The 25,315-nt window shown below is 52.4% G+C and carries 25 protein-coding genes; 11 read left to right on the top strand and 14 right to left on the bottom strand.

Translation table 11 applies throughout. The features are described 5' to 3' along the window. Window positions 1-85: 85 nt before the first annotated feature. A complete protein-coding gene (locus GQR90_RS17750; protein ID WP_267902048.1) occupies window positions 86-211 on the bottom strand; it encodes a hypothetical protein in 126 nt (41 codons plus the stop codon). Window positions 212-295: 84 nt separating this feature from the next. Between GQR90_RS17750 and GQR90_RS07085 the strand changes: the two genes are divergently transcribed. Continuing rightward, the gene (locus tag GQR90_RS07085; protein ID WP_158773481.1) at window positions 296-532 is read left to right on the top strand and encodes a hypothetical protein; all 237 of its coding nucleotides are present in this window, start codon (window positions 296-298) and stop codon (window positions 530-532) included. Window positions 533-619: 87 nt separating this feature from the next. Here the strand turns inward: GQR90_RS07085 and GQR90_RS07080 are convergent, their stop codons facing one another. Further along, entirely contained in the window at window positions 620-1,714 is a 1,095-nt protein-coding gene (locus GQR90_RS07080) for a helix-turn-helix transcriptional regulator (protein WP_158773480.1), read from the bottom strand. 527 nt (window positions 1,715-2,241) lie between these two features. Here GQR90_RS07080 and GQR90_RS07075 point away from each other — a divergent pair. After that, entirely contained in the window at window positions 2,242-2,940 is a 699-nt protein-coding gene (locus GQR90_RS07075) for a hypothetical protein (RefSeq protein WP_158773479.1), read from the top strand. Between the two features lie 87 nt (window positions 2,941-3,027). Here the strand turns inward: GQR90_RS07075 and GQR90_RS07070 are convergent, their stop codons facing one another. Further along, complete coding sequence (locus tag GQR90_RS07070) at window positions 3,028-4,662, bottom strand: NAD(P)/FAD-dependent oxidoreductase (RefSeq protein ID WP_233266470.1); 1,635 nt, start codon at window positions 4,660-4,662, stop codon at window positions 3,028-3,030. Between the two features lie 269 nt (window positions 4,663-4,931). On the opposite strand from GQR90_RS07070, the gene GQR90_RS07065 reads away from it, so the two are divergent. Then, on the top strand, window positions 4,932-6,014 hold the full coding sequence (locus tag GQR90_RS07065; protein ID WP_024952261.1) for a CNNM domain-containing protein: 1,083 nt from the start codon (window positions 4,932-4,934) through the stop codon (window positions 6,012-6,014). A gap of 151 nt (window positions 6,015-6,165) precedes the next feature. Here the strand turns inward: GQR90_RS07065 and GQR90_RS07060 are convergent, their stop codons facing one another. Next, a complete protein-coding gene (locus GQR90_RS07060) occupies window positions 6,166-7,050 on the bottom strand; it encodes a LysR family transcriptional regulator (RefSeq protein ID WP_233266469.1) in 885 nt (294 codons plus the stop codon). 112 nt (window positions 7,051-7,162) lie between these two features. Between GQR90_RS07060 and GQR90_RS07055 the strand changes: the two genes are divergently transcribed. The 6 genes from GQR90_RS07055 to GQR90_RS07030 all read left to right on the top strand — a co-directional run bounded on the left by GQR90_RS07055 (window position 7,163) and on the right by GQR90_RS07030 (window position 12,293). Beyond that, window positions 7,163-8,380 (top strand): NADH:flavin oxidoreductase/NADH oxidase family protein, encoded by a 1,218-nt coding sequence (locus GQR90_RS07055; RefSeq protein WP_158773478.1) that lies wholly within the window; start codon window positions 7,163-7,165, stop codon window positions 8,378-8,380. Between the two features lie 514 nt (window positions 8,381-8,894). Then, a complete protein-coding gene (locus GQR90_RS07050; protein ID WP_158773477.1) occupies window positions 8,895-9,851 on the top strand; it encodes an MBL fold metallo-hydrolase in 957 nt (318 codons plus the stop codon). A gap of 1 nt (window position 9,852) precedes the next feature. Then, window positions 9,853-10,167 carry a hypothetical protein gene (locus tag GQR90_RS07045; protein WP_158773476.1) on the top strand — a complete coding sequence of 105 codons (315 nt, stop codon included), beginning with the start codon at window positions 9,853-9,855 and terminating at the stop codon, window positions 10,165-10,167. Beyond that, the gene (locus GQR90_RS07040) at window positions 10,155-11,075 is read left to right on the top strand and encodes a DUF692 domain-containing protein (RefSeq protein WP_158773475.1); all 921 of its coding nucleotides are present in this window, start codon (window positions 10,155-10,157) and stop codon (window positions 11,073-11,075) included. Before GQR90_RS07045 ends, GQR90_RS07040 begins: the two co-directional genes overlap by 13 nt. Then, on the top strand, window positions 11,062-11,715 hold the full coding sequence (locus GQR90_RS07035; protein WP_158773474.1) for a putative DNA-binding domain-containing protein: 654 nt from the start codon (window positions 11,062-11,064) through the stop codon (window positions 11,713-11,715). The genes GQR90_RS07040 and GQR90_RS07035 overlap by 14 nt, the downstream gene beginning before the upstream one ends. Then, entirely contained in the window at window positions 11,712-12,293 is a 582-nt protein-coding gene (locus GQR90_RS07030; protein WP_158773473.1) for an HvfX family Cu-binding RiPP maturation protein, read from the top strand. Before GQR90_RS07035 ends, GQR90_RS07030 begins: the two co-directional genes overlap by 4 nt. Window positions 12,294-12,445: 152 nt before the next feature. Here GQR90_RS07030 and GQR90_RS07025 read toward each other — a convergent pair whose 3' ends face one another. Further along, entirely contained in the window at window positions 12,446-13,348 is a 903-nt protein-coding gene (locus GQR90_RS07025; protein WP_158773472.1) for a LysR family transcriptional regulator, read from the bottom strand. 978 nt (window positions 13,349-14,326) lie between these two features. Here GQR90_RS07025 and GQR90_RS07020 point away from each other — a divergent pair. Further along, window positions 14,327-15,730 carry an NAD(P)-binding domain-containing protein gene (locus GQR90_RS07020; RefSeq protein ID WP_158773471.1) on the top strand — a complete coding sequence of 468 codons (1,404 nt, stop codon included), beginning with the start codon at window positions 14,327-14,329 and terminating at the stop codon, window positions 15,728-15,730. 89 nt (window positions 15,731-15,819) lie between these two features. Here the strand turns inward: GQR90_RS07020 and arfA are convergent, their stop codons facing one another. The 7 genes from arfA to GQR90_RS06985 all read right to left on the bottom strand — a co-directional run bounded on the left by arfA (window position 15,820) and on the right by GQR90_RS06985 (window position 22,379). Next, window positions 15,820-16,017: an alternative ribosome rescue factor ArfA gene (arfA, locus tag GQR90_RS07015; RefSeq protein ID WP_158773470.1), complete on the bottom strand. Its 198-nt coding sequence runs from the start codon at window positions 16,015-16,017 to the stop codon at window positions 15,820-15,822. A 124-nt stretch (window positions 16,018-16,141) separates the two neighbouring features. Next, window positions 16,142-16,828, bottom strand: coding sequence for an HAD family hydrolase (locus GQR90_RS07010; RefSeq protein ID WP_158773469.1), 687 nt, complete (start codon window positions 16,826-16,828; stop codon window positions 16,142-16,144). After that, window positions 16,828-17,754, bottom strand: coding sequence for a phosphodiesterase (locus GQR90_RS07005; protein ID WP_158773468.1), 927 nt, complete (start codon window positions 17,752-17,754; stop codon window positions 16,828-16,830). Before GQR90_RS07005 ends, GQR90_RS07010 begins: the two co-directional genes overlap by 1 nt. Before the next feature lie 100 nt (window positions 17,755-17,854). After that, entirely contained in the window at window positions 17,855-19,162 is a 1,308-nt protein-coding gene (locus tag GQR90_RS07000) for an extracellular solute-binding protein (RefSeq protein ID WP_158773467.1), read from the bottom strand. A 166-nt stretch (window positions 19,163-19,328) separates the two neighbouring features. After that, the gene (locus tag GQR90_RS06995; protein ID WP_233266468.1) at window positions 19,329-20,240 is read right to left on the bottom strand and encodes a carbohydrate ABC transporter permease; all 912 of its coding nucleotides are present in this window, start codon (window positions 20,238-20,240) and stop codon (window positions 19,329-19,331) included. A gap of 14 nt (window positions 20,241-20,254) precedes the next feature. Beyond that, on the bottom strand, window positions 20,255-21,175 hold the full coding sequence (locus GQR90_RS06990) for a carbohydrate ABC transporter permease (RefSeq protein WP_158773466.1): 921 nt from the start codon (window positions 21,173-21,175) through the stop codon (window positions 20,255-20,257). Next, window positions 21,162-22,379 carry an ABC transporter ATP-binding protein gene (locus GQR90_RS06985; RefSeq protein WP_158773465.1) on the bottom strand — a complete coding sequence of 406 codons (1,218 nt, stop codon included), beginning with the start codon at window positions 22,377-22,379 and terminating at the stop codon, window positions 21,162-21,164. The genes GQR90_RS06990 and GQR90_RS06985 overlap by 14 nt, the downstream gene beginning before the upstream one ends. Window positions 22,380-22,505: 126 nt before the next feature. Between GQR90_RS06985 and GQR90_RS06980 the strand changes: the two genes are divergently transcribed. Then, window positions 22,506-23,516 (top strand): LacI family DNA-binding transcriptional regulator, encoded by a 1,011-nt coding sequence (locus GQR90_RS06980; RefSeq protein ID WP_158773464.1) that lies wholly within the window; start codon window positions 22,506-22,508, stop codon window positions 23,514-23,516. Between the two features lie 86 nt (window positions 23,517-23,602). On the opposite strand, the gene GQR90_RS06975 is transcribed toward GQR90_RS06980, so the two are convergent. Both GQR90_RS06975 and GQR90_RS06970 read right to left on the bottom strand, forming a co-directional pair. Next, window positions 23,603-23,770 (bottom strand): hypothetical protein, encoded by a 168-nt coding sequence (locus GQR90_RS06975; RefSeq protein WP_158773463.1) that lies wholly within the window; start codon window positions 23,768-23,770, stop codon window positions 23,603-23,605. 105 nt (window positions 23,771-23,875) lie between these two features. Beyond that, window positions 23,876-25,234 (bottom strand): ammonium transporter, encoded by a 1,359-nt coding sequence (locus GQR90_RS06970; RefSeq protein ID WP_158773462.1) that lies wholly within the window; start codon window positions 25,232-25,234, stop codon window positions 23,876-23,878. Window positions 25,235-25,315 lie beyond the last annotated feature (81 nt).

Raw genomic sequence — 25,315 nt, 5'->3', positions numbered from 1 at the left:
TAATCGCCTTATACATGATCATCTTATGTAATGAAGCAGCTAGCGCCAACCCCGGCAATACGGGGGCGTGTCAGTACCTGCGTTATCAGTTCCAGCGCTTGAGCAGAATCTCAATGAAGAGCTCCGCAATCGACGACAACGACTCACCACGTCGACGTAGCAGACCGATGGTACGATCGATACGCGGCTCAGGCAGTTCGCGCTGACACAATACCTCATGCTCTGGCCCCAGCATCGCCATTAAGGGAAGGATGGCAACATTCGGGTAGAGCAGCCAGCAACCAAGGGTATTGCCGTGGTACTGGGCTTCTTCGCTTTGATCGGTATCAGCGCAGCGCTCGGCTTTGTGTGTACCGCGGTGATTTTCTGCTTTGGCTTTCAGATGTTCGTTGCGCGCAAGTCTCTTGGCTTCGCCGCCCTGTTTTCGCTGGGCGTGGCAGTCTTCCTACTCGGGATGCAACACACGATGAATTTGCACTATCCAACAGGCCTGCTGGACGATGTGTTACTACCGATGATGCCTTTCCTCTAATTCCTTCTCCTTGTTGAACTCTCTTCACCAACATGAAAACGGGCATCCAATGGGTGCCCGTTTTCATGTCTGCCAAGCCTTGGCAACCTATCTGTCACATTGTTGTCGTTCTATCTCATGACATCTGGCACGCGCCTCCTGCGGCGATAGTCCAAAGTGACGACGATAGGCAGTCGCGAAGTTACAGGCGTGTGCGTAGCCCGCGCGGTGTGCCACCTGCTGAATGCTCATACCCTGTGACAACGCCTGCTGAGCACACTGCATGCGACACTCTCGCTGGTAGTGACCCAACGATTTTCCATAAGCATCTCGAAATTTCTGTCGCAGACTCGACGGGCTCATACAAGCCAGCCTCGCAAGCTCACTCAATGAATGAATCATCTGAGGTGAGGTATCGAGTCGCTTGCGTACCGCCTCAAGATGCCGACATGACGTGGCGCGCTCCTCGGTGGCATCCAACGATCCAGTTCGCAGTCCCTGTGTCTGGTGCAACGCGCGCGCCAGTAATTGCAGCCCTGCTCCCTGCCATTCGAGCAAGCAGCCTTCATCACATGGGACTGTACCGCTTCCCGGCGACGGCATCTTCGTTTCCCATTGCTGGTACACGCTGAATCCAGGCGTCCAACGTGATGGATGGGGATGCAAGTTCGTATGCCGAAAAGATCGTGTCCCTCTGACCAGCGCACCAGTGACTTGAGCATCCCAGGCACCCAGTCGTCCGCGTATGTTCTCCGGCTGCTGATGCTCACCTTCAATGAGAAGACTGATACAACGTAGCCTGCCAACGCCGTGCCAGCTCTTCAGCCCATGAGGTGATGCGGTGAGCGAATTTGCAGCGCGAAACATGCCGCCCTCGCCCGCGGAAATCTCGATCTTGCGCCCCTCAAGTCCCGCCAGGCCGAGAGTGCCCTCAAGTACAAGACACAGATACACCCCATCGTGAAGGGCATGCTGGCTCTGATATGCGCGCGTGACAACCATGTCACAGAGGGTCAGCATCGCTCCCTGCCAAAGAGAGATATCACGCACCCACCCTTCACCGCATGAGTAGTGAACCTGATACCAATCTCCCAATGGGGAGTAGGCCATTTCCGACCGAGCGTCTTCTACTAGCGGAGTGAGCGGCTGATGGGCTCTCTCCACACCGCCCGCAGTAGTGAAAACATTCGATAGATCATGCATGTCAGAGCAAATCCCTTGCATCGTAATTCATGGCCCTCGCTCCTGCGGTGTCTTCACTGACGGATACGGATCAAGTGTCAGGAAAAAGCTGAAAAATGCTCGTCAAAACCACAATTCATGCAAGAAATATTGTTAAGCAGACACTCAAAATACAACAGTTACCAACAGCAAACAAATATCATTAGCGTTCCATGCAAGATATTTACCTTACACTCGCAAGAACTCTTCACATCCTCAGGCAACCCGACCTTTGCGCCCCAGGATCGGGAGCAGGATGAACACGCTTCCTGAAAGCTCCTTTTGAGAACACGGCATCACCTGCTACCTGATGCTCTCTATCGATGTCAGGGCTGACACTGGCTGGCTATCATGAGAATCCCTTGCTACTGACATCTTTATCGCTTGAAAACACCGCCTCACGCCGAGCATGATGGAAAGAGAAACTGCAATGAAACAGTGTCATTCCTCGACTGTTTTCGAGTCACTCCATTCTGTAACTAGCACTCTATTATCAACAGGAATAAAGCATGACGTTCAATGAATATAAAAAGACACTAGCCTCCTTTGATGACACAGGGCTCGCTAGCTTGGAGATAACTGACATATCGCCAACTGAGTTAGGCAGTCTGATAACGGAACAAGATCGGTTGATATCCATTCTGGTCGAACAAGGTGTAACAATTGCGGGCTGGAAAATAGTCGACAAGAGTGATGGCGTCATCATTTCTCCCATCTTTGATTTCCAAGTACTATCGCCAATAGGTGAAAGAATTTCTCATGAAGTGCTTCAAGGAACAGAAACAGAAGTCTGTTTCACTCTGGAAGTTCCCACTTCCAGTGATGGAATCGTTTTACATATTACCAATCTGAATCCTCATGCTGCCGTGGAATTGATTCGGCCTGTCATCAACACATCCAATCATTCTGTCTGTGATTTTTATTTCAATCATGGTGTATTGATATCTCAAGCTCCTGCTGCCGGAGAACTGACATTCACCGGGGGCAATCAATGCTACACTTTTACTTTCATGATCGAACAAGCGACGGTAAAGAAGAGAGAGGTTCTCAAGCAAGGCGTACTCGAATGCATTCGACGCGGTTATGGTGGAGACACCTATTTTTTCATTACGGGAACATTGAATGGACTTGTACCAGCAATCGACTCTGTCGGACATAATATGCTGATAAATGACAAAGAAGTCCTGATCAGCTTTGATATCACATAATATCGCGTCATCTTCATCATCGATTGATGGATACTAAAATGCCAGAGACATCGCGCCTCTGGCATCCATGATAATCGCTTATTTCTCTTATGCTTGATTGATACTCAACGCCATTGCTTCGGCGATTTTGATGCCGTCTATTGCTGCTGACATGATGCCTCCGGCGTAGCCCGCGCCTTCACCGGCCGGATATAAGCCTTTCGTGTTGATACTCTGGAAGCCTTGATCACGCTTGATGCTTATCGGCGCGGAAGTCCGTGTTTCAACCCCCGTCAACAACGCATCTTCAAAAGCGAAACCATTGATCTTCTTGTTGAAGGCCGGGATAGCCTCACGGATCGCCTCGATACAGAAATCGGGCAACGCATCTGCAAGGTTGGTCAGCTTGATACCCGGCTTGAACGACGGCACCACAGAGCCTAGCGTTTCAGGCGTTTCATTCCTCAAGAAAGCGCCGACCGTTTGCGCTGGTGCATCGTAGTTACTGCCGCCCATGACAAAAGCATGGCTTTCTAGTTGACGTTGTAACTCGATACCAGCCAAGGGGCCACCCGGATAATCAGACGGGTTGATACCCACGACTACCGCACTGTTTGCATTGCGCTCATTACGAGAATACTGGCTCATGCCATTGGTCACGACACGATTCTCTTCTGAGGTGGCTGCCACTACAGTACCCCCAGGGCACATGCAGAAACTATAAACTGAACGGCCATTTTTGCAGTGGTGAACCAGCTTGTAATCAGCGGCACCCAGAATGTCATTGCCTGCATTGGGGCCAAAACGGGCTTTATCGATGGCACTTTGTTCGTGCTCGATCCGGAAGCCAATGGAGAAAGGCTTGGCTTCGATATAAACCCCTTTGTCATGCAGCATCTCAAAGGTATCGCGCGCACTGTGGCCGATCGCCAAGGCGACATGTCTGGAGGCAAGATGCTCGCCATCAGCAAGCGTTACGCCAGTAATTTGATTATCTTCGATGTGGATATCATCAACGCGGGCGCTAAAACGAATTTCGCCACCCAGCGCTATAATCTGGGCGCGCATCTTCTCGACCATCGCGACCAGTTTGAATGTCCCAATATGGGGCTTGCTGACGAAGAGAATTTCGTCAGGAGCTCCCGCAGCAACAAACTCATTGAGTACTTTTCGGCTATATTGCTTCGGATCCTTGACTTGGCTATAAAGCTTTCCATCCGAGAATGTACCCGCGCCACCTTCCCCAAATTGCACATTGGATTCAGTATTCAATATCTTCTTGCGCCAGAAGCCGAAGGTATCCTTGGTCCGCTCACGCACTTCTTTTCCACGTTCTAAGATAATAGGCTTGTAGCCCATTTGAGCAAGTACCAAACCAGCCAACAAGCCACAAGGACCGAAACCAATGACAATGGGGCGTTCCGTTAATGTGATAGGGGCTTGTGCAACTGGATGATATTCCGTATCTGGAGTTTCTTTAATCTGTTGATTATTGGAAAATTTATCCAATAATACTTGATCATTCGTTGTTTCTACATCCAATGTATACGTCAAGAGAATACGCGCTTTCTTTCTGGCATCATAACCACGACGAAAGATAGAAAAACTAACAAGTTGATCAGCTTTTATACCTAACGTAGACAAAATAGTACGTTCTAATGCGATGTCGTTATGATCCAGAGGCAGCTGGATATTCGTAAGTCTAATCATAAAAAAATGGGAGTCTTGAAAGAGTGGGGCCATGATGAGCCGGGAGGTGAATAATAGGGCATTTCAAGAGAGAAATCTAAAGCTGCCAGAAACTTGCTTGATTGATGCTGCCGGGCTTCACATGCGCCGGAGCGAGAATCCCTCATGCAGGCTTTACCCTGCCGAGCGGAAGGCGGGCTCTACTGGCCAAGCGCATCCTATACTGACAGCCACTTCAGACCTCGCAGGATCAACGCAAGCTATTTGACAGCCATGTGCCATCTGTCACTAATGGAGGCTAATCTACCCAAGGAGCGCGCTGCATGTTTCTGTTGATCCTGTTTGCCGTCATTGCCATCGGAATCTCGTTTATCTGCTCCGTGCTGGAAGCGGCATTGCTGTCGCTCTCCCCAAGCTATATCGCAAGTCTGAAGGATGAGCATCCCAAGCGGTATGCCGCACTCGCCAAGCTGAAAGACAATATCGACAAACCGCTGGCCGCCATCCTGACGCTCAACACCATTGCACACACGGTGGGTGCTACAGGCGTAGGTGCCCAGGTATCCGTCATCTTTGGTGAAGCCTGGGTCGGTGTGGCATCAGCGGTGATGACACTACTGATTCTGGTTGCCTCCGAAATCATTCCCAAGACCATCGGTGCCACCTACTGGCGTCAGCTCTCCCCCATGCTGCCTCGCGTGCTCAATGTGATGGTATTGGGGTTGAAGCCATTGATCTGGTTATCAGAAATGATCACCTCACGCATCGGCAAGCACGCGCATGACATTGATCTGCGCGGCGAGATAAAAGCACTGGCGCAATTGGGGCTGGAGAAGAAGGCACTGGAAAGTGACGAGCAACGCGTCATTACCAACATCCTTAACTTGCATGAGATCAAGGTGCGCGATGTGATAACGCCGCGGCCGGTATGCCAGACCGTCAGCCCCGAAATGACAGTGGCCGACTTCGATAACCAGCTGGCCAAATGGCCATTCAGTCGCTACCCGGTGATGACAGAGGATGAGCGCGCGTTAGGCATGATTCACCGTGCAGACGTGCATCAGGCTGACCCCGGCACCCAACTCAAGGAATTGATGCGCCCTATCAGCGAAATTCACGCGGAGGATAACGTTGAACACGCCTTCGGCCGCATGCAGCGTGAACGTCAGCATCTGTGTGTCGTCTACGACAATCTCGGCAACTGGCTGGGGGTCATTACGCTGGAAGACGTGATGGAAACGATTCTGGGCGAAGACATCATTGACGAGACGGACAATGTGGCCAACCTTCGCCGCTTTGCTCGCCAGCGCTGGATCAAGCGGATCGGCGCGAAGGGAGAAGCACAGAACGCAACGACCCACTCTGATGCGACCGATGCCACCAAGGATGATGCTCAAACACCCTGATAGGATGTGAAAGGAATGAGTGACTAGCGCTCGCAACGAAAAAGCCCCGTGATCATTGCCTCTTTAAGGCGCTGATCATGGGGCTTTTTCCATCAGGCGACTCAAGCAGGTAAATGCGGCATCTCGATCGATACACTGACCCTACTATTTTTCAGGCTTCAAAACTCTCCACCAGGAAATCAATCAGCACTCTCACCCGCCGCGGCAGGATTGTGGTATCGGGTCGTACGATGAAGAGACTGGTATCCGTGCTTTCGCCTCGCACAGGCGCCAACAATGGGGTCAAGCGCCCCATGTTCACGTCATCAGCAATGAGATAGTGAGGCAGACAGGCAATGCCGCACCCATTGAGACATGCAGCGTGAAGCGCTTCGAGCGAATTGGAGAGAAAGCCGCAGCGCATCTCGGGTAGTGAGCTCAACCCCCATGCATTGAAGCCTCCAGGAAGGTTGAGAATCAGGCTGACATGCTCGGACAGGCTTGACACTGAATGGGGAGTGCCATGATGTGCCAGATAGTCAGGGGACGCACAGATGACTCGGAGATTGGTCGCCAGGCGGCGCGCGATCAATCCGGAGTCCGGCAACGTAGTACTGCGAATCGCAAGATCCATCCCTTCATGAACCATATCGACCACCGCATCTGTCAGCGTCAAGTCGAGGACCACTTCGGGATAGCGCTCCATGAAGCCCAATAACAGCGGCATGATGTGTAGCTTGCCCAGCGCGTTGGAGCAGGAAATACGGATACGCCCCTTGAGTGCGCTACTACCCGCCGTAATTTCCTGTTCCACCGTCCGCAGGCGCTCCATCAAATCCCGGGTTTCCAGGGCGTAGACCTCCCCCGCTTCCGTCAAACGCATCTTGCGCGTAGAACGAACCCATAGCTGAGCGCCAAGACGCTGCTCGAGCAGAGCGATACGCTTGCTGATGGCAGAGTGGGTGATACCCAGCTGCCTGGCAGCCCCAGTGAAGGTGCCAGCATCGAGCACTGCATGAAAGACATCGAGTTCCGTATACGCTTTCATATGTTCCATTTGCTCACATACTCTGTGCCAAGATGATGGATTATCAGTATATTCTGGGTGTGTCATCATGATATCTGTTCCCAATACGCCATCAATACTATTTCTGGAGCTATCTCACGAGATGACATCTCAACCGACGCATTCACGCCTGTTCACGCCCCTGACACTCCCCTGTGGCCGCGTACTGAAGAATCGCATCATCAAGGCCTCGATGTCCGACTCGCTAGGTGATGGTACCGGACATCCGACAGAGACCCAGATGCGTCTCTATGAGCGCTGGGCGCAAGGTGGTGTGGCTGCATCGCTTATCGGTGAAGTGCAGCCGGATCATCGCCATGCCGAGAAGCCCGGTAATCTGGTACTCAATGAGCTCTCCAACCTGGAGATGTTCAAGGCACTCGCGGCACGCGGCGGAAAACACGATGCAGGACTATGGCTGCAATTGGGACATGCCGGCGCCATGGCATATCCACCCACAAGTATGCCGCATGGCCCCAGCGCGCTGAATCTTCCAGGGCTACATTGCGAAGCGATGAGCCTGGAAGCGATAAAGGCATTGCCCAGCGCCATGGCCACGACCGCTCGTCTCGCCAGGCAAGCCGGTTTCGGTGGCGTACAGGTACATGCTGCGCATGGTTTTCTGCTCAGTCAGTTCCTCTCACCGCTGTTCAACCAGCGAGAAGACGACTACGGCGGAAATCTGGAGAATCGAATGCGTCTGCTGCTGGAGGTGATCCATGCCGTGCGTGAGGCAGTCGGCGCGGACTTCCCGGTGGCGGTCAAACTCAATTCGAGCGATCAACTGGAGGGAGGATTTGAAGAAGCCGAAGCGTTGCAAGTCATCGCGGCACTTGAGCATGCTCCCATCGACCTGATCGATATCAGCGGCGGCACCTACTTCCCCGGGGCTAAATCCGCGTCGGATGCCCGTGCTTCCGGCCCCTACTTTGTCGAGTTTGCCAAGCGTGCCCGCGCTGTCACCTCGCTGCCACTGATGGCGACCGGCGGCTTCAAGACGCTTGCTCAGGCAGCGGCGGCCGTGAATGATGGTGAGATTGATTTAGTCGGGTTGGCGCGCCCTCTGGCCCTGCAACCTGAACTCGCAAATCTCTGGCAGGCAGGTGAATGCCCTGAGCCTGAGTTTCCGCGTTTCACCGCGCCACCAGAAGGCGGCGTGACAGCCTGGTATACCCTGCGTTTGACTCAGTTGGGCGAAGATAGAGAACATGAATCCCTGGGCAAACTGGACGAAGTACTTTCCGAGTATGCAGCGCGTGATGCAGCCCGTGCCGAGACATGGCAAGCACACTTCGTTCGCGGGGATGAGGCTATTGGCTGATACGTGAATACCACGGAGTCGATACCTTACTGATGGTATTCCCTCACGGAATGTTCGAACCGCCAGTCACACATGCCTAACTCTTGCTAACCCAAAGACTTGTCCCTGAGGCGTCACGCTCCCCACTCGCGACGCCTCGTAGGCTGCTCAGAATGTCCTCCTTTCTCTCGAGAAACCTCTTGACCGTGTGCCCCGATACAATCTTGCCGACCCTCGGTCAATGTTACCGACGATAGTCCCTATGGACTGGTAAGCCTTCTGCCACGAGACACATCCTCTTGCCACCATCTTTCATCTATTTTCTTGGCTCAGTCCTATCCTTCTGACGACTCACCATTCTATCGCTTCGGTGCCCTGGAACAGCCTTCTGTATCGATTCGGCCAATACGTAAAATTTCCATTAACCTCTCGTTAAATACTTTTACATTTTATTAATCAACACACACGTCCATATTTTTCTTACAGATCAAACATCAGTGATTGATAGCACTCACATGATCAGGATAAGAACTCTATGAACAAGGTGTTCCAAAAGATTTCTCTCTCACTCGTAATCTCGATTTTCGCCGGTATTAGTGCACCGACATGGGCATCCTCCACTCAATGTTCCAGTAAAGATTTCTCATTACAGATGCTAGGCAGTGGCGGCCCTATTTCAGATGACATGCGCGCTTCTTCTGGAGAGCTTGTCTGGTGGAAAGGAAAACCAAGAGTACTGATCGATGCAGGGGGGGGTACCTTCCTGAGATTTGGTCAATCAGGCGCTCATCTTGAAGATGTCGATTTTATTGGCATCTCTCATTTTCATACCGATCATAGCGCCGACCTTGCTGCCATTCTGAAAAACGGTGTCTTCTTCAAGAATATGAAGGAAATCACCATCAGCGGCCCTCAAGGCAATCACTATTTTCCTAGCCTGACACAATTCATGCAGCGCATCTTCGGCGCCGATGAGGGCGCCTATCGTTATCTGGCAGGAATATTTAGTGGTAATGATGGCATCAATCTCAAGGTAGACATGGAGGATGTCGATTATAAAAGCACTCAGCCAACGATTGTCTATGAAAAGGACGGACTTAAAATCACAGCGATGGGAATACCTCATGGTGATGTCCCTAACCTCGCCTATCGTATTGAGACATCAGCAGGCACCATTGTTATTTCTGCCGATCAGAATGGCACCAACCCATACTTCATCGATTTTGCAAAAGGCGCAGATACGCTAGTACTCCCCGCTGCAATTACCGAGGGTGCGGATAGCCACTCTAAATTCATTCATGGATCCCCCACAGAGATGGGGAAACTAGCAGCTGCCATCCAGCCAAAAGTAGTGATATTGAATCACTTCATGGGCAAGAGCCTTCGGGAACAAGACCAGGTCATCAAGGACTTCAAGAAATATTATTCCGGTGTCGTTTACGCGAGTCGGGACCTCTCATGCTTTCCCATCACTGTAAAAAAAGGAGAATGAAATGAATTCTAGAGTCTTACTTTCCATCGCTCTGATTTCGGCTGTGAGTAGCGCCTCTGTCTCGGCAAACACGGCACAGTCAACTACACAAGAGCCGCAAAAAGTCGTAAAAAAGGAAGAAACACATAGTGGTAAATGTGCCAGTGGAAAGTGTGGAACAGAGAAGATCTATAGCAAAGCAAATGTTAACCATAATCCACAGGGAAAACTGGTAAGAGCGCGTGATGGAAAATGCGGCACTGATGGCAACGGTATCAATGAAACGGCAAAAGCTACCGATAATTCTAAATGTGTAGGTGGCGTATGCGGCCAATAAAATCTGATTCATTAGGGATTGGGCTACGTACAGACCATATCGCTGACCTGTGCAAACCCAACCATCGTAAAGATATTGCATTCCTCGAACTTGCACCTGATAACTGGATGAATATTGGGGGGAAAAAGCGAGAGCAGCTTGAGACGCTAGCAGATCACTATCCTCTTGTGGCACATGGTTTGAGTCTTTCAATAGGAGATACTGCTCCTCTTAACCTCGACTACATCAATAATATAAAAACATTCCTTGATGACTATGCCATTGATGTCTATAGCGAGCATCTTAGTTTCTCTCGTGATGACCAAGGCTATTTATATGATCTACTGCCCATTCCACGCCGACCAGAAAACATTCCCTACCTGGCTGACAGAATCAAGACTGTTCAGGATATTTTAGAGCGCCCGCTTATTCTTGAAAACATCACCTACTATCACCGATACTCACAAGAAATGCCGGAGCAGGAGTTTATTGCCGCCTTGATAGAAGCGTCTGACTGTCGCCTTTTACTGGATATCAACAACCTCTACATCAATAGCAAAAACCATCATTATGATCCCGTTGCCTTCATGATGGACATCCCAAAACATGCCATTGATTATTATCATATTGCAGGCCATGGAGTAGAAAAAAACGACACACTCATTGATACTCATGGTCATCCGGTCTCCGCTCCTGTCATGGCATTAGGTCAAAAGATAATCAACAGTCATGGGAAAAAACCGGTTCTTCTTGAGAGGGATAACAACATCCCTCCATTGCAAACATTTTGCACAGAACTCAAAGTGCTATCAAAACATCTCTCATATGGAGTCAGCAATGAATCCTCCGACAACATTACAATCAGAAATCGTGACCATGACACGAGCGATAAGATCTCCGACGGACACATCTGTAGTGCCGGGCATTAGTCATTATCGAAAATGTATCCGTAGTCATATTCGAGATGTCCTTGAAACGACTTATGCGTCAACCTGTGAGCAGTTAAGTTCACAACATAAAACCAGGCTGGTCGATAGTTTCATTGACTATCACTCAGCTAAAGCACCTGAGTTTCACCACATTGCAACCGAGATTCTCATCTTTGTTATCGAGAAACTCTGGTTTTCCCCAAGCATGATAAAAGTCATGGAATATGAATGGTTATTGCTGACGATTGAAATCAATCCCGCAGAGGTTTTCAAGAACACTGATATAAGACATCATTGCATTTTCAAGAATCACAACGTCATACCAAATCCGACGCTTTCTTGTATACAACTCCCCTTCTCTCTACCTATTGAGAGTCACAAGAAAGAGACGCCGTATGAAACTCATCCATCGATATACTATTACATGATATGCAGAGATCACGAACATGACATCATTTACAAAGAACTGGATAAAGTAGACAGCGCCATCATCCCGACGCTCTCACAATCAGAAGGCATGACATGGAAAGAGATCGACCTACACTACACCCCACAATTTTCTGAGCCAGAACTCATGAAATGGCTACGGAAGACTCATGAAATGCAATTCATTACCATCAGTGTCCAGGAGGCAGCATGATAGCAGCAACCCAAAAATGGTATTTTGATATCGTTGAAAAGTGTATGAAGGTTGACTTCATTGCCTTGCTCGCCATTCGCCTATATCTCCTGCCTGTACTCTACGAAGGTGCACAATCCAAGGTACTGGGCTTCTCGAATACCGTTGCCTGGTTCGCAGCATCTCATGCACAGGGAGGGCTTGATCTACCTTTCCCGGCAGTGTTTGCGTTTTTAGCAACATCTACCGAGGTAGTGGGTCTGATATTAATTGCATTTGGTTTGTTTACTCGCTTGATTGCCATTCCGATGATTATCGTCATGAGCGTTGCCAGCATGATGGTTCACTGGTCTCATGGCTGGCTAGCGATTGCGAGTAACAGCATGGAATCAGCACAGCGAATGAACTCTTTTATTCATTGGTTATCTGTCAACTTCCCTGGGCGCTATAATTATATTACAGAGTTGGGAGACCCTGTCATACTCAACAATGGCATCGAATTCAGCACCACTTACTTTATCATGCTGTTGGTATTGTTCTTCTATGGTGGCGGACGTTATATTAGCATTGATTACTGGCTAAAAAGGAAATTTGGTTGAGTTTATTGATGCCAGTCACGCCTGCACAATACAGGGTGGGCGTGACTCCAGATATCGACAATGCCATATTGCTCGTCATTACTATACTTCCGACTACTCTTTAATATATCACTAAACACACTCCACCACTAAACCTCAATGTACATTCAATACTACATACCCTCCCATAATTGCTGTTTTTCAAAGCCAAGACAGAAGTCAAAGAAAGCCTGCATCAGCGGGCTACAGTATTTATTATTATGTAGCACCATACTGAACTCACGATGCATTTCAATCCCTATCGAAATTTCTCTCAGACGACCATCCTTGAGAGCACGATAGGCCTCAAGCTCTGAGACACAGGTGATTCCAAGCCCTACTGCAGCTGCATTGATGATCGCTTCTGCAGAATTTATCTCAAGCCCCAACTTCCATTGTGGTAGATGAGGGGCGACAAAACGCATAAATTGTTCTCGGGTTCCAGAACCTTGCTCTCTCAGTAACCAAGAATAACTCGATAACTCTTCTATCTCGACATTCGATCTATCGGCTAAAGGGTGGTTAGCTGCAACAGCAATCAACATCCGATCATGACACCAAGGCACAATGGTAAAGCGCTCATCGACGATTCGTCCTTCGATCAATCCGACATCAAGATCAAATGATTCGAGTGAGCGACAGATAGTCGTACTATTCGCAATGGTGATTTTCTGTTGCTCATGCCCGAAGGCCCTACGAAACTCACTCAGGAGTCTGGGTAATACCTGGTGACCAATAGTATAGCTAGCACCAATATGTAATGTGCCACTTATCTGTGAAGTGTCAAAAAAATGATCGATATCATGACTTCGCGTGAGCAACTCATCAGCAAGTGGGAGTAATTGTCGTCCATAGTCATTCAAATAAAGACGATTGCGGTGACGATCAAATAATGTTTGACCGTACTGTCGCTCCAACTCTCCCAATGCCATGCTGACAGCTGGTGTCGTCAGGAAGAGTTGCTCAGCGGCAGCAGTCAATGTTCGTTGTCTAGCGACAGTCACAAATACACGTAGTTGACGAAACGTTACTGACATACCTCTTATCCTTATATATCTTATTCACAAAAGAGATAGTGCCTGAATCCCGCTTTCCATAATGGTATACTAATATTCACTCGATGACGGATATTGTCAATACCTCCTTATGGTGTACAGGGTGGGCATCATCTCAATGACAAACTGACAAGATTTTGATGGTGCAAGGAGGAACCAGTCCCGATCATTTATGGAGACAGGGCACACAACTGCTGACTCCATCAGATGATGAATGGTCTTGTTGTTGACTATTCAATCGGATGTCACTGTCATTACTCTAGTATTGAAAATACGTTCTCGCGAACGCTTGATTTTCAGGTTTTTCATTGAGACCATTAATTCACTAGTGGCGGAATAGCACGAGCCTTCAATATCCATTAATTACAATCATGCACTTAATATTTCCATTCCTCTCCTTCTGTATTTTCGTCTTACTGGCGCATCAACAGAAACGACATCACGCACTAATAATAATCATTAATAACGTGAGACTTTTATATTATCACATGAATCTCCCATCATTCCCGAATGATACTGAACACCAATCAATCTCTGAAAAATCAACTACTTAAATAAAAACTTCATACGTAACGATATGATCATTTCTAATCATCAATAGAACAATCTACAACAATAGTTGTTTCTCAATGGAAAAATTCAAATAAACACTCTGAATTTATTGATGATACTGAAATTATCTTTGGCAGAATTTGAGATGACACCTCTTTTCTGCGACGATACGCCACCGTGGCTATCCATTTATCCAATACCTGGTTGACAAATTAACTTTTTGCGAGATTAACTTCGCGAACATTTCAGTTCTTTGGTAGCACCTGGAAAAGACGTTTATTGATAGTCTACATTACCGTTCTAAATCCAATTACCACCCTCCAACGCAAGGAATCACTAGCAGACATACTGCTTATCGAACTCTATCAATATTCTTGATTACATCTTTATCAATAGGACAACATACCCATGACAAAACGCATTGCGATCATCGGCGCAGGGCCCAGTGGCCTGGCACAGCTTCGCGCCTTTCAATCTGCCGCTGACAAGGGTATCGATATTCCCGAAATCGTCTGTTTTGAAAAACAGAACGATTGGGGGGGTCTCTGGAATTACAGTTGGCGTACCGGTCTGGATGCTCATGGCGAGCCCGTTCACGGCAGCATGTACCGCTATCTGTGGTCGAATGGACCCAAGGAATGCCTCGAATTCGCTGACTACTCCTTCGAAGAACATTTCGGACGCCCCATTGCCTCATACCCGCCACGCGCGGTGATCTTTGATTACATCAAGGGGCGTGTCGAGAAAGCGGGTGTCCGACAATTCATTCGCTTCGGCTGCCCGGTACGTCAAGTCACCTTCGATGACACGACACAGCGATTCACGGTCAATATTCATGACCAGGCACTCGATAAAGTCACCAGTGAAGTCTTTGATCACGTCATTGTGGCATCCGGGCACTTCTCGACGCCCAACGTGCCGGAATTCCCGGGCTTCTCGGAGTTCAACGGCCGTATTCTGCATGCCCATGACTTTCGTGATGCGCTGGAATTCAAGGGCAAGGACCTGTTGTTGATCGGCAGCAGCTACTCAGCTGAGGACATCGGCTCACAGTGCTACAAGTACGGTGCACGCAGCATCACCACCAGCTATCGCACCGCGCCGATGGGCTTCACCTGGCCGGACAACTGGGAAGAAAAGCCTCTGCTGTTGAAGGTCGAGAGCGATATTGCCTATTTCAAGGATGGCAGCAGCAAGCATGTCGATGCCATCATCCTGTGCACCGGCTATCTGCATCACTTCCCATACCTGGAAGAATCACTGCGCCTCAAGACCGGCAATCGCATGTGGCCACTGGGCCTCTACAAGGGTGTGGTGTGGGAAGAGAACCCACGTCTGTTCTATCTCGGCATGCAGGACCAGTGGTACACCTTCAACATGTTTGATGCCCAGGCCTGGTGGGTACGTGACGTGATTCTCGATGGCATCGCCCTGCCCTCAGTAGATGAAATGCAGGCGGATAGCCTGGCATGGCGTGCCCGCGAGGAAGCGCTTGATGACGATGAGTCGATGATCCTCTTCCAGGGGGATTACGTGAAATCATTGATTGGTGAGACCGATTATCCGAGTTTCGATATCGATGGCGTCAACCGCACCTTCCTCGAGTGGGAGCATCATAAGCACGAGAACATCATGACCTTCCGTGACTACTCTTATCGCTCGCTGATGACTGGCACGCTGGCACCCAAGCACCACACGCCATGGCTTGAAGCGATGGATGATTCGCTGGAGGCTTTTCTGGCACAGCCACAGCGTACGCCTGAAAAGGCGGCTGCGCCCAAGGCCGAGGAAGACAGTCTCGCTGACGCCTGATTCTTGAAAGCAAGACACGCAGACGCCGCCGAGGTCACCCTCGGCGGCGTTTTCATGGAACCATCCGATCATCGGTCAGAGAGGCTTCTTCAAGCAGCGCGCATCACATTGATGAGACGCATCGTGCTGACTGAAGGAGCCTCTCTGTTGACAACCTTGCCTTGCTGCTTGCCGTTTCGCTGATAGCTACCCTTGCCCTTGCGTGCCTTGACGATGCGCTGCTTGAACATCGGGGTACGCAATACAGCTTTCAGGGCGTTGTCCTGCACCTTGCGTTTATGTGTCATCCGTTGGCTCTCCTGTGTGTCTTGCCTCGTCAATGAATGACGAGCGCCTTGACTATAGACCTCGCCAGTTGAATTTCAATCAATGACGAGGTCTATCAAGCACAAATTTTTTAGCTGTCACGCATTACGCGACGTCTTCTTTCAGCGCCACAGCTTGAACGCCTGTCAGGCACTGATCAGGCGCGAACGCTTTTAGCATTGCCAGATCACGTGGATGAGCGATCATCCGCTCAGGCAGCATGCTGGCAAGTCGCGATGGACTTTGCCATCCCCAACTGACGGCAGCCGCGCGGCACCCTGCATCGTGTGCTGCGCGAATATCGCTGACAGCATCACCGATCATCCAGCTGGCCTCAAGCTCCACCGACGGCTCCGCCAACAGACGACCCAACTTGGCTCCCTTGCTCCCTGCCACTTCCCCCCCCAGTACCTGGCTCACACAGTTCATCAGCTCGGCGGAGGCGAGCGTGGCACGAATCATCTCGCTGTGATTGGCAGACAGCACAACTACTTCACCCTGCTCGGCCAGTACTGACAGCGACTCACGCATGCCAGCAAATACCGCAGGCGGTGTCATTTTGCGCGTATAGGCGAACACATGCGCCGCGAAGCGCGCTGCGGATTCACCGGTGAAACCGTGATGTCGTGCCATCTCTTCAAAGGTGACGTTGTCCAGTGCTTCCCAGCTATCCCGCGCCAGCGTGATATTGCGCCCTTCCTGATATGCAGCATGCTCACAGGCTTGCAGGCACAACGTCAGGCTATCAGCGATCACGCCATCAAAATCAAATACAAACAACGGCTTGCTCATCATTGACCCTCAGTCCTATCGACAGCTATACAGGCGTCACGCTCACGCGTGGGGATCACCTGGTCACGTTGCTGTTGAATCAGCTCATCCAGTGCTTCGAGAGATTGCGCAGCTTCAAGAGTGTCATGGAAGAAGTAACGACGACTGTCATCCATGTAGAGGTGCAGATGATTGACCACCTGCTCTGCCTCTATCATCAGCACGCCATACGCCGGTGGCTCATGACTGCCGGCAAGACAGTACGCATCGGATACCAGATCCAACCCGACCTGGTGATTGACGCCCGGCAATGTAGAGAAGGACAGCCCGCGCCATACACCTGAGGCTGGGCGATGTACATGACCGAACAACAGGTGCTCGACGTTGCCATGCCGCTTGATCACGCCGTCCAGTGCATCAGGATTTGTCAGCCGAATATCGTCCATATAACGAATGCCAAGCGCCATGGGCGGGTGATGAAGCGCGAGCAATACACGCCGATCGTGGTGCTCGGCCAGGCACGTATCCAACCAGGCCAGACGCGCTTCACACAAGAAGCCGGCAGGATCGTGAGCAATCGCTGAATCAAGCATGACCAACACGCATTCATCTGCCGTGTGCTTACCAAAGATCTGCGCATACTGCACAAAGCCATTGTCATCGCATGGCAGTTCAGGAAATGCCGCCAACAGGTTATCGCGGTCATCATGATTGCCCATGCCGAGGTAATACGGCATCACCAGCACATCGAGCACATCGCGCAGGGCTTCAAAAGCGGCAGGTTCGCCGCGATCGGACAGGTCACCACTGATGATCACGCCCAGCGCATCCGCGTGATGAGCATTGATGTCAGCCACTGCCGCCGCCAGCCGTGCGCGTGGGTCCAGCCCGTAAAGTCGCTTGTCAGGGGCGACCAGATGAGTATCGGTCAGATGGATCAGCTTCATGTCACATGACTCCAGAGACGAGGATCAGCAAGGGGCCAGGGCATCACGATGATCGATACCCTGACATTTCACTCAACATGCAAGACATGCAGTGAGCCACTCAATGTGGCAATAGTACCTGCACGTCTTCTGCCATCTCTGCCAGCACAGCATCACTTTCCCCAGCGCGCTTGCCGGTCACGATGCTTTCCATGTGATTCTTGATGATGTCCGTGATCTTGAGACCATTGGCCCCAGGGAAGGCATACCAGGGCTGCATCAGAGGCAGCTGCTGGACCATCACCGCACGATTGGGGTGACGCGCATAGAAGTCGCTCAACTGCTCTTCATTGACCTTCTGGTTCGGCGGCGCGTAGCCGGTCTCTTCAGCGACGATGATCGCACCTTCCCCCTGAGTCGCGAATTTCATGAAGCGCCAGGCGGCCTGCTGCTTGTCAGCATCGCGCGTCAACATCACCATCGCCGTTCCACCGGCCGGTAGGCCACCCTGTGGCTGAACACCCGGGAAAGCCCCCGTCTTGAGGGTGAACTTGTCACCGATCTGGTCACTCAGGCTCTGCAGACTACCGACAGAGGTAATCAGGATGCCCGTATTGCCAGCCGCGAAGGAGGCATACGCAGACTGCCAGCCCATGTTGCTCATGCCGGCTTCGGTGACCATCCGCGACAGCGTCTTGAGCGCGAAGCGACCGGAGTCATCATTGAAGGCAACGTCGTGCTCGTCATTGCGGGTCATCTGACCGCCACGCGCAAAGACCGGCGCCTGGAACAGCCAGTTACCCGTGATATCCCACTCGTAGTACATGCCGTTATTGGCCTCAGGCAGCGCGCGAATGTCGCTGGCGACCTTCAGTATCTCATCCCAATCACTGGGCAATGCATCGCTCTGCCAACCGGCCTTCTCCAGCAGCTCCATGTTGTAGTAGGCAATCGGTAACGACACGGCATACGGCAAACTGTAGACACCACCATCGAAACGGCCCAGATCCAACATCGGCCCGCGATAACCTGCCGCTGCGAAATCAGTCTCACTTTCGATGAAGGCCGTAAGATCAACGGCAATCTCTCGATTGGCCAGCGGACGCACCTGATTCAGCCCCTGTAACGAAATATCAGGCATACGCTTGATGATCGACTCGCGCATCACCTTCTGACTGCCCTCTTCGTAGCTTTCATACGGCGCACGATAGCGAATGCTGATGTCGGGATTGGCCTGCTCAAACTCGCTTTTGAGGCGCGCCATGGCCGGGTTGAACGTCGAGCCATAGGCATACTGCACCACCAGCTCGACTGATTCATCTGCAGCATGTGCCGGGGCAATGAATACCGGACTGATCAATGCCACGCTACTCAACGCCAGACCAGTACGCAGGGACAATGCAGAAGCCGTCTTCAGGGAACGCTTCATGAGGCTTAACGTGGGACTTTTCATCTAAAACTCCGAAGTGTGATGCGGTTCAGAAGCAGAGAGTGTGATGCGGTTCAGATTCAGATTCAGAGACAGGTGCAGATTCAGAGACAGGTGCAGGAATTACGTGTGCAAAGCAGGTTCATCCAACGTCGCGATGTGTGCGCTATTTCATGCCGCTCATCGAGATACCTTCAATGAAGCGCCGTTGGGCAAGTAGAAAAGCTGCCATCAGTGGCACTACCACCAGCGTTGCCGCTGCCATCAGAGCGCCGTAATCAGTGCCTGATTCCGCATTACGGAAATCGACCACGCCGAGGGTCGGGGTATAGAACTCCTGACTGTTGAGCACGATCAGCGGCCAGAAATAATCATTCCAGTGAGCGACCACCGAGAAGATGCCAAAGGACACCACAGCAGGAATTGCATTGGGAAACACCACGCACCAGACGATGCGCCATTCGCTCATGCCATCCATGCGAGCGGCATCGATCAGCTCATCCGGGATACCGAGGAAGAACTGACGCATCAGGAAGATGCCGAACACTGACAGCGAGAACGGCAACACCAGCGACCAGAAACCGTCGAGCAGGCCCAGATAGTGCAATTCCAGATACCAGGGGATCGCCACAGCCTGGGTCGGTACCATCAGGCACAGCAACACGGCGGCAAAAAAGCCCTTGCGACCGGGGAAGTCCAGCTTGGCCAGCGCATAGGCTGCCGGCACCGAGACCACCACCTGAATGACGAAGATCGCGATCACCACCAGTGCGCCGTTGCCCATGTAACCGAGCAAGGAAGATTCCGTCAGCGCCTTGGTGTAGTTGTCGACCAATGCCCAATTTTCCGGTAGCCAACGCAACTGGTTGGTGAATATCTCATCGGCAGGCTTGAAGGAGGTCAGCAGCATCCATACGAAAGGCAACAGCATCACCAGCGCCAGACTGATCAGCAACGCATGGCGCAGTAGTGTGCCCAGCATCAGCGGCCAATCGACAGCCATACGAGCAGACTGGGTCACCACACGGTCAACGTGCTGATGTGCCGTGGAACGAGAACTCAGGGAAGTCATTTGCATAGGGGTCACCATCTTCACGAGTAGTGCACTCGCTTTTCCAAAAAGCGTGTCTTGAGCAATGTGATCAGCATTACTGCACCGAGGAATACCACCGTCATGGCCGCGGCATAGCCGGTGCGGAAGAACTCGAATCCTTCGCGATAGAGTGTCAGCAGCAACACCTCAGTGGTATGACTCGGTCCGCCCTGAGTCAGAATCTGCACCGTATCGAAAACCTGAAATGCATTGATTGCCGTCATCACCACCACGAACAGCGTGACCGGCCCCAGCAATGGCCAGGTGATCAGTCTGAAGCGCGTGAAGCCTCGGGGTATTCCATCGATATCGGCAGCCTCATAGAGCGTGCGCGGCACCGCCGTCAGGCCGGCCATGAACAGCACCATGTTGAAACCCGCCTGATGCCAGATGCCGATCACGCACAGCGCCGCCAGCGCCCAGTCTTCATCGCGCAACCAGCTACGTGGTTCGCCACCCACCATCATCAACAGCTGATTGATCAACCCGAATTCGGGATGCAGCAGGAATTCCCACACGATGGTCATCGCCACCAACGAGGCCATCACTGGCAGGAAGAACAGGGTGCGATAGATCGCCTTGCCCCGTGTACAGCCTTCAATCAACAGCGCCAACAGAAGTCCCAGACCCACCGCCCCGACCATCACCACCAGCACATAGACGGCGGTATTGCGCACCGCTTGCCAGAAGACGTCATCGGCTGCCAGCTGGCGATAATTGTCGACACCGACCCAGCCCATCGCCGGCATGCCCAGCTGCCAGTCGCTGAACGAAAGCAGCGTGATTGCCAGCAGCGGCCCGATCAATAACACCAGCATCAGCAGCATGGCCGGTCCACTCAGCGCCAGTCCCCAGAGCGCTTCTGCTCTATGCCCCCTGTGACGACTCAGATAGCGCTGCAGTGCGTCAGGCAAAGCCATGATTCACCTCCCCGCCCATCAAGGTACTGAGACGCATGGCACTGGAGGCTTGCGCGGAACTGTCATCCGCTTGCTGTTGATCGATACGCAGCCCCTCGTGGTCGAACATATGCAGTGCATCCACCGCGATCCTGACGCCTAGTGGCTGCCCGATTGACAGCTCGCGGCCCTCCTGTGGTGTCGCCCGAATGCTAAGCACCTGGCCGTTCTCGCAGCTCAGCTGCACCAGAACCTCAGCTCCCAGGTTTTCCATGTAACTCACCTGCCCCTGCACATGCCCCTTGCCAGCAGGCACACAGCTCAGTCCTTCCGGCCGCACGGCCAGTGTCACGCGAGTGCCTTTGGCTACCGGCAACCAGCAGCCCAGCGGCGCACTTTCCGTGATTTCACTCAGACACAGCCGTCCATCAGGCGCTACGGTGGCTTGCAGTTCATTGATCGCTGGCGTGCCGATGAAGCGTGCGACGCGGATATCTGCCGGACGCCGGTACAGCTCATCCGGACTCGCGACCTGCACCAACGCTCCCTCCATCAGCACCGCAACCCGGTCTGACATCGTCATGGCCTCAACCTGGTCATGGGTGACATAGATGAAGGTGCTGCCCAGCGCACGATGCATCTGCACCAGCTCCTGACGCATGCGCACCCGCAGGCTGGCATCCAGGTTCGATAGCGGCTCATCCATCAGGAAGGCGCGTGGCTTGCGCACCATCGCGCGACCCAATGCGACGCGCTGGCGCTGGCCACCCGAAAGCTGGCCGGGCTTGCGCGATAGCAACGATGTGATCTGAAGATTCTCCGCAACCTGCACAACCTGAGCACGAATCTCGCCTTCACGCCTTGAAGCACCCGGCAGATAACGACCTAGTAACGGTAATCGATGTAATCGATTACATCGCATGCGAAGCGGCATGGCGATATTGTCGAAGACACTCAGGTGCGGGTAGAGCGCATAGGACTGAAATACCATTGCCAGATCGCGTTCGGCAGGCTTCAGGTGCAATGCTGGCTCGCCATCGATGGTCATCTCGCCAGCACTATGTCGCTCTAGGCCCGCAATGGTACGCAGCAAGGTGGACTTACCGCAGCCGGACGCGCCTACCAAACTGATGAATTCACCGTCACGCACGCTCAGATCGATGCCTTTGAGGATTCGCTGCTCCCCGTAGTGCTTCTCGAGCGCTTTCAATTCAATGGAGGCCATTGCCATCATCTCCGCAATACAAAGAGGAATTGCGTACATGTAATCGATTACATAACATGATTGTCATTATTGACGCGTAAAGTGACAACCATATGACGGTGAGAAAACACTCAGGAAAAACATGATATGAAACGACGTGCGACCATTGCTCAAGTCGCGAAAGAGGCCGGTGTCTCCACTGCGACAGTCTCCCGACATCTTAATCAGACCGCACTGGTCAACGACGATACCGCTGAGCGGATCCGTGCTGCCATCGAGAAGCTGAGCTATATCCCGAGCTTCGTCGGCAAGTCGCTCAAGGAAAATCGCTCACGCACCATCGGCGTGGTCATCCCCAGCATCATTCCGCAGAGTTACTCCTGGGCGGTCGAGAGCCTGCAGCGTGCCTGTCGTGGGCGTGGCTATGCCGCGCTAGTGATGACGACGGCCTATGAGCCTGCCGATGAACGGCTCGCCCTCGAGACACTCATCGCACGTGGCGTGGACGGGCTGGTCGTCAACCTGGGCTCTTCACACCTGGATGAGCACCTTGCACTGCTCGAGAAACTGGAAGTGCCCTTCGTGTTGTTATTCAATGAAGAGGAACACAGCCAGTATCCTTTCGTAGCTGCAGAGAACCGTCTTGCGATGCAACAACTCGTCGAGCATGTGATCTCTCTTGGGCATCAGCGCATCACGCTTCTGGCAGGCGACTTCAAGAGCGCCCAGCGCTACGCCTTGCGCGCACAAGGCTACCGTGAAGCCATGACGGCTGCGGGGTTAGCGCAACATATCGATGTCAAGGAGCTACCGCTATCCCTCGACGGCAGCGAGGCATTGATCACGGAGCTGCTGAAGGCACAGCAGCGTCCCAGCGTACTGCTGACGACTCACAACTCTCTCGCCTTTCGTGTTCTTGGACTTCTTCACTGCCACGGAATCAAGGTACCCGCCGAGATGTCGCTTGCCACCTTCAATGGCCACGATATCGCACAGCTACTCTCCCCTACGCTGTGCTCCATCGAGCAGCCATTCGATGCCATGGGCAAGGCTGCCGTGGATATCGTAATCGGCTTGATCGAGGGCGAAAGCCGCGATATTCAGCAACGCTTCTCCTGCAAGATGCAAGACGGTCAGAGCCTGGGAAACGGCAGCTGAAACGGCCCTGCATGACGCAAAACGCCGCAGAGCTAGGCTCTGCGGCGTTTTTCACACTATTCACTAGCCAACATCTTACCTGTCAGTCAGGGCGTCTTTTTGCTGCGGAATGCGGATTTCTCGTGGCGCAGGATGTTGACACTCAGTGCGATGCAGATACCCGCTGCAATCAACAGACTGACGGCCACCATCCCCGAGTTACTGAAGAAGAACGCGTAATTGGCGGCGTGTACCGCAGTATCGACAGTTTCCATGACAAGACTCCTTGCGAAAGCAGAAAACGGGTTGGCCCACTCATTCTGTAGGGCATGCAGCAACAAGCGGGCCAAGGGTCAGAAAGGTTGAGAGATCCCCAAGCCTCAGCTGATGTCCGGACGCTTGTCCATCGGTGCTGCGACCACGCCACCGGAACGTGCCGGCACGCTGGAATAGGATTCGGAGGCCAGACTCTCCGGGTAGGCCTTGGCGGGGACTTCGAATAGATCCAGCCCCAGCACCTCAACATGCGGTGGCACGCGCAGCAGGTTGAACTTCTTGAGTGCGTAGGAAATACCCCAGCCTGGCACGAAGCCTGTCACTGCCATCACGATTGCACCTATCAGCTGACCCGTGAAGGAGATGTCCGGCACGCCTTCACCCGCATTGGAAAAGCCAGCGGCAAAGATACCCACCAGCACCACGCCGTAGAAGCCACAGAAGCCATGGACCGCAAAGGCACCAACTGAGTCATCCACACCACGTTTCTCAAGCATCGCGCCGATCTTCGGCATCAATGCGCCCCCGGTGACCGCCAGCACGAAGGCCAGGCCTGGGTTGTAGAGATCAAGCCCTGCCGCCACGGTAATGATGCCACCCAGTGCACCGGACATGGTCCAGAACGGGTCACGCGAGGAGAGGTAGGCACCGATCACACCGCCACCGAAGCCCATCAACGTATTGAAGGCAAAGGCCGACAGATTGGTGCGATTGCCGTAGATGGTGGTCCAGCCGATATCGCCGGTATTGAAGATGATGCAGCCACCGAGGAAGCCGAAGAATCCGACGATGATCAGCATCAGGCCGATCAACGTCATCGGCATGTTGTGTGGGGCGATGACCTGTGGCGTGCCATCCTCGCGGTACTTGCCGATACGCGCGCCCAGATTCAGCACGACGCCCAATGCGAAGAAGCCAGCCACCGCATGTACCACACCTGCCGCGCCCACATCGTGATAGCCCAGCTTGTGCAGCATCCAGCCATCCGGATGCCAGCCCCAGGCACCTGCCAGAATCCAGACGCCAGCACCGAGAATCACGGCCAGAGTGAGGAAGGCTCCCAGACGAATGCGCTCGATCACCGCACCCGACAGGATGGAGCCTGTCGTCGCGCCAAACAGGGCGAACGCCGCAAAGAAGATGCCAGTGCCCATGTCATCGACGTCTGGACGCATGCTGGCGCTCCACGGCAAGGCCGCCGATGCATCGATGGGAATCAGTCCATTGGGGAAGGCGTTGTAGATCCACCAGCCCACGAAGTAGAACGCAGGAATGATGGAGGCTAGCGTCAGCACGTTCTTCATGCCGGATGCCAGCGCATTCTTCGAGCGGGAAGCGCCAATTTCATAGGCCAGGAATCCGGCATGGATCAAGAACATGATCGCGGTACACCACCAATAGAACACCTCGATGTTCATGGCTTGATGCATATCCAATATGCTTTTCAGACTCGCTTCATCCATTGTCGATTCTCCTTCTCGCGGTACAGGCAATCAGAGGCATTGCCCTGCGGAGGTTGTTGTTGTTGTTAAGGGGACCCTCTG

The sequence above is a fragment of the Cobetia sp. L2A1 genome (assembly GCF_009796845.1).
Lineage (GTDB): Bacteria > Pseudomonadota > Gammaproteobacteria > Pseudomonadales > Halomonadaceae > Cobetia.
Note: the sequence above shows the minus strand (reverse complement) of the source record. Positions and strands in the feature narration are given on the sequence as shown.

Coding starts and splice junctions, on each gene's coding strand:
- GQR90_RS07080 (WP_158773480.1), bottom strand. CDS start 1,714: ATGCATGATCTATCGAATGTTTTCACTACTGCGGGCGGTGTGGAGAGA.
- GQR90_RS07075 (WP_158773479.1), top strand. CDS start 2,242: ATGACGTTCAATGAATATAAAAAGACACTAGCCTCCTTTGATGACACA.
- GQR90_RS07070 (WP_233266470.1), bottom strand. CDS start 4,662: ATGGCCCCACTCTTTCAAGACTCCCATTTTTTTATGATTAGACTTACG.
- GQR90_RS07065 (WP_024952261.1), top strand. CDS start 4,932: ATGTTTCTGTTGATCCTGTTTGCCGTCATTGCCATCGGAATCTCGTTT.
- GQR90_RS07060 (WP_233266469.1), bottom strand. CDS start 7,050: ATGGAACATATGAAAGCGTATACGGAACTCGATGTCTTTCATGCAGTG.
- GQR90_RS07055 (WP_158773478.1), top strand. CDS start 7,163: ATGACATCTCAACCGACGCATTCACGCCTGTTCACGCCCCTGACACTC.
- GQR90_RS07050 (WP_158773477.1), top strand. CDS start 8,895: ATGAACAAGGTGTTCCAAAAGATTTCTCTCTCACTCGTAATCTCGATT.
- GQR90_RS07045 (WP_158773476.1), top strand. CDS start 9,853: ATGAATTCTAGAGTCTTACTTTCCATCGCTCTGATTTCGGCTGTGAGT.
- GQR90_RS07040 (WP_158773475.1), top strand. CDS start 10,155: ATGCGGCCAATAAAATCTGATTCATTAGGGATTGGGCTACGTACAGAC.
- GQR90_RS07030 (WP_158773473.1), top strand. CDS start 11,712: ATGATAGCAGCAACCCAAAAATGGTATTTTGATATCGTTGAAAAGTGT.
- GQR90_RS07025 (WP_158773472.1), bottom strand. CDS start 13,348: ATGTCAGTAACGTTTCGTCAACTACGTGTATTTGTGACTGTCGCTAGA.
- GQR90_RS07020 (WP_158773471.1), top strand. CDS start 14,327: ATGACAAAACGCATTGCGATCATCGGCGCAGGGCCCAGTGGCCTGGCA.
- arfA (WP_158773470.1), bottom strand. CDS start 16,017: ATGACACATAAACGCAAGGTGCAGGACAACGCCCTGAAAGCTGTATTG.
- GQR90_RS07010 (WP_158773469.1), bottom strand. CDS start 16,828: ATGAGCAAGCCGTTGTTTGTATTTGATTTTGATGGCGTGATCGCTGAT.
- GQR90_RS07005 (WP_158773468.1), bottom strand. CDS start 17,754: ATGAAGCTGATCCATCTGACCGATACTCATCTGGTCGCCCCTGACAAG.
- GQR90_RS07000 (WP_158773467.1), bottom strand. CDS start 19,162: ATGAAGCGTTCCCTGAAGACGGCTTCTGCATTGTCCCTGCGTACTGGT.
- GQR90_RS06995 (WP_233266468.1), bottom strand. CDS start 20,240: ATGCAAATGACTTCCCTGAGTTCTCGTTCCACGGCACATCAGCACGTT.
- GQR90_RS06990 (WP_158773466.1), bottom strand. CDS start 21,175: ATGGCTTTGCCTGACGCACTGCAGCGCTATCTGAGTCGTCACAGGGGG.
- GQR90_RS06985 (WP_158773465.1), bottom strand. CDS start 22,379: ATGGCCTCCATTGAATTGAAAGCGCTCGAGAAGCACTACGGGGAGCAG.
- GQR90_RS06980 (WP_158773464.1), top strand. CDS start 22,506: ATGAAACGACGTGCGACCATTGCTCAAGTCGCGAAAGAGGCCGGTGTC.
- GQR90_RS06975 (WP_158773463.1), bottom strand. CDS start 23,770: ATGGAAACTGTCGATACTGCGGTACACGCCGCCAATTACGCGTTCTTC.
- GQR90_RS06970 (WP_158773462.1), bottom strand. CDS start 25,234: ATGGATGAAGCGAGTCTGAAAAGCATATTGGATATGCATCAAGCCATG.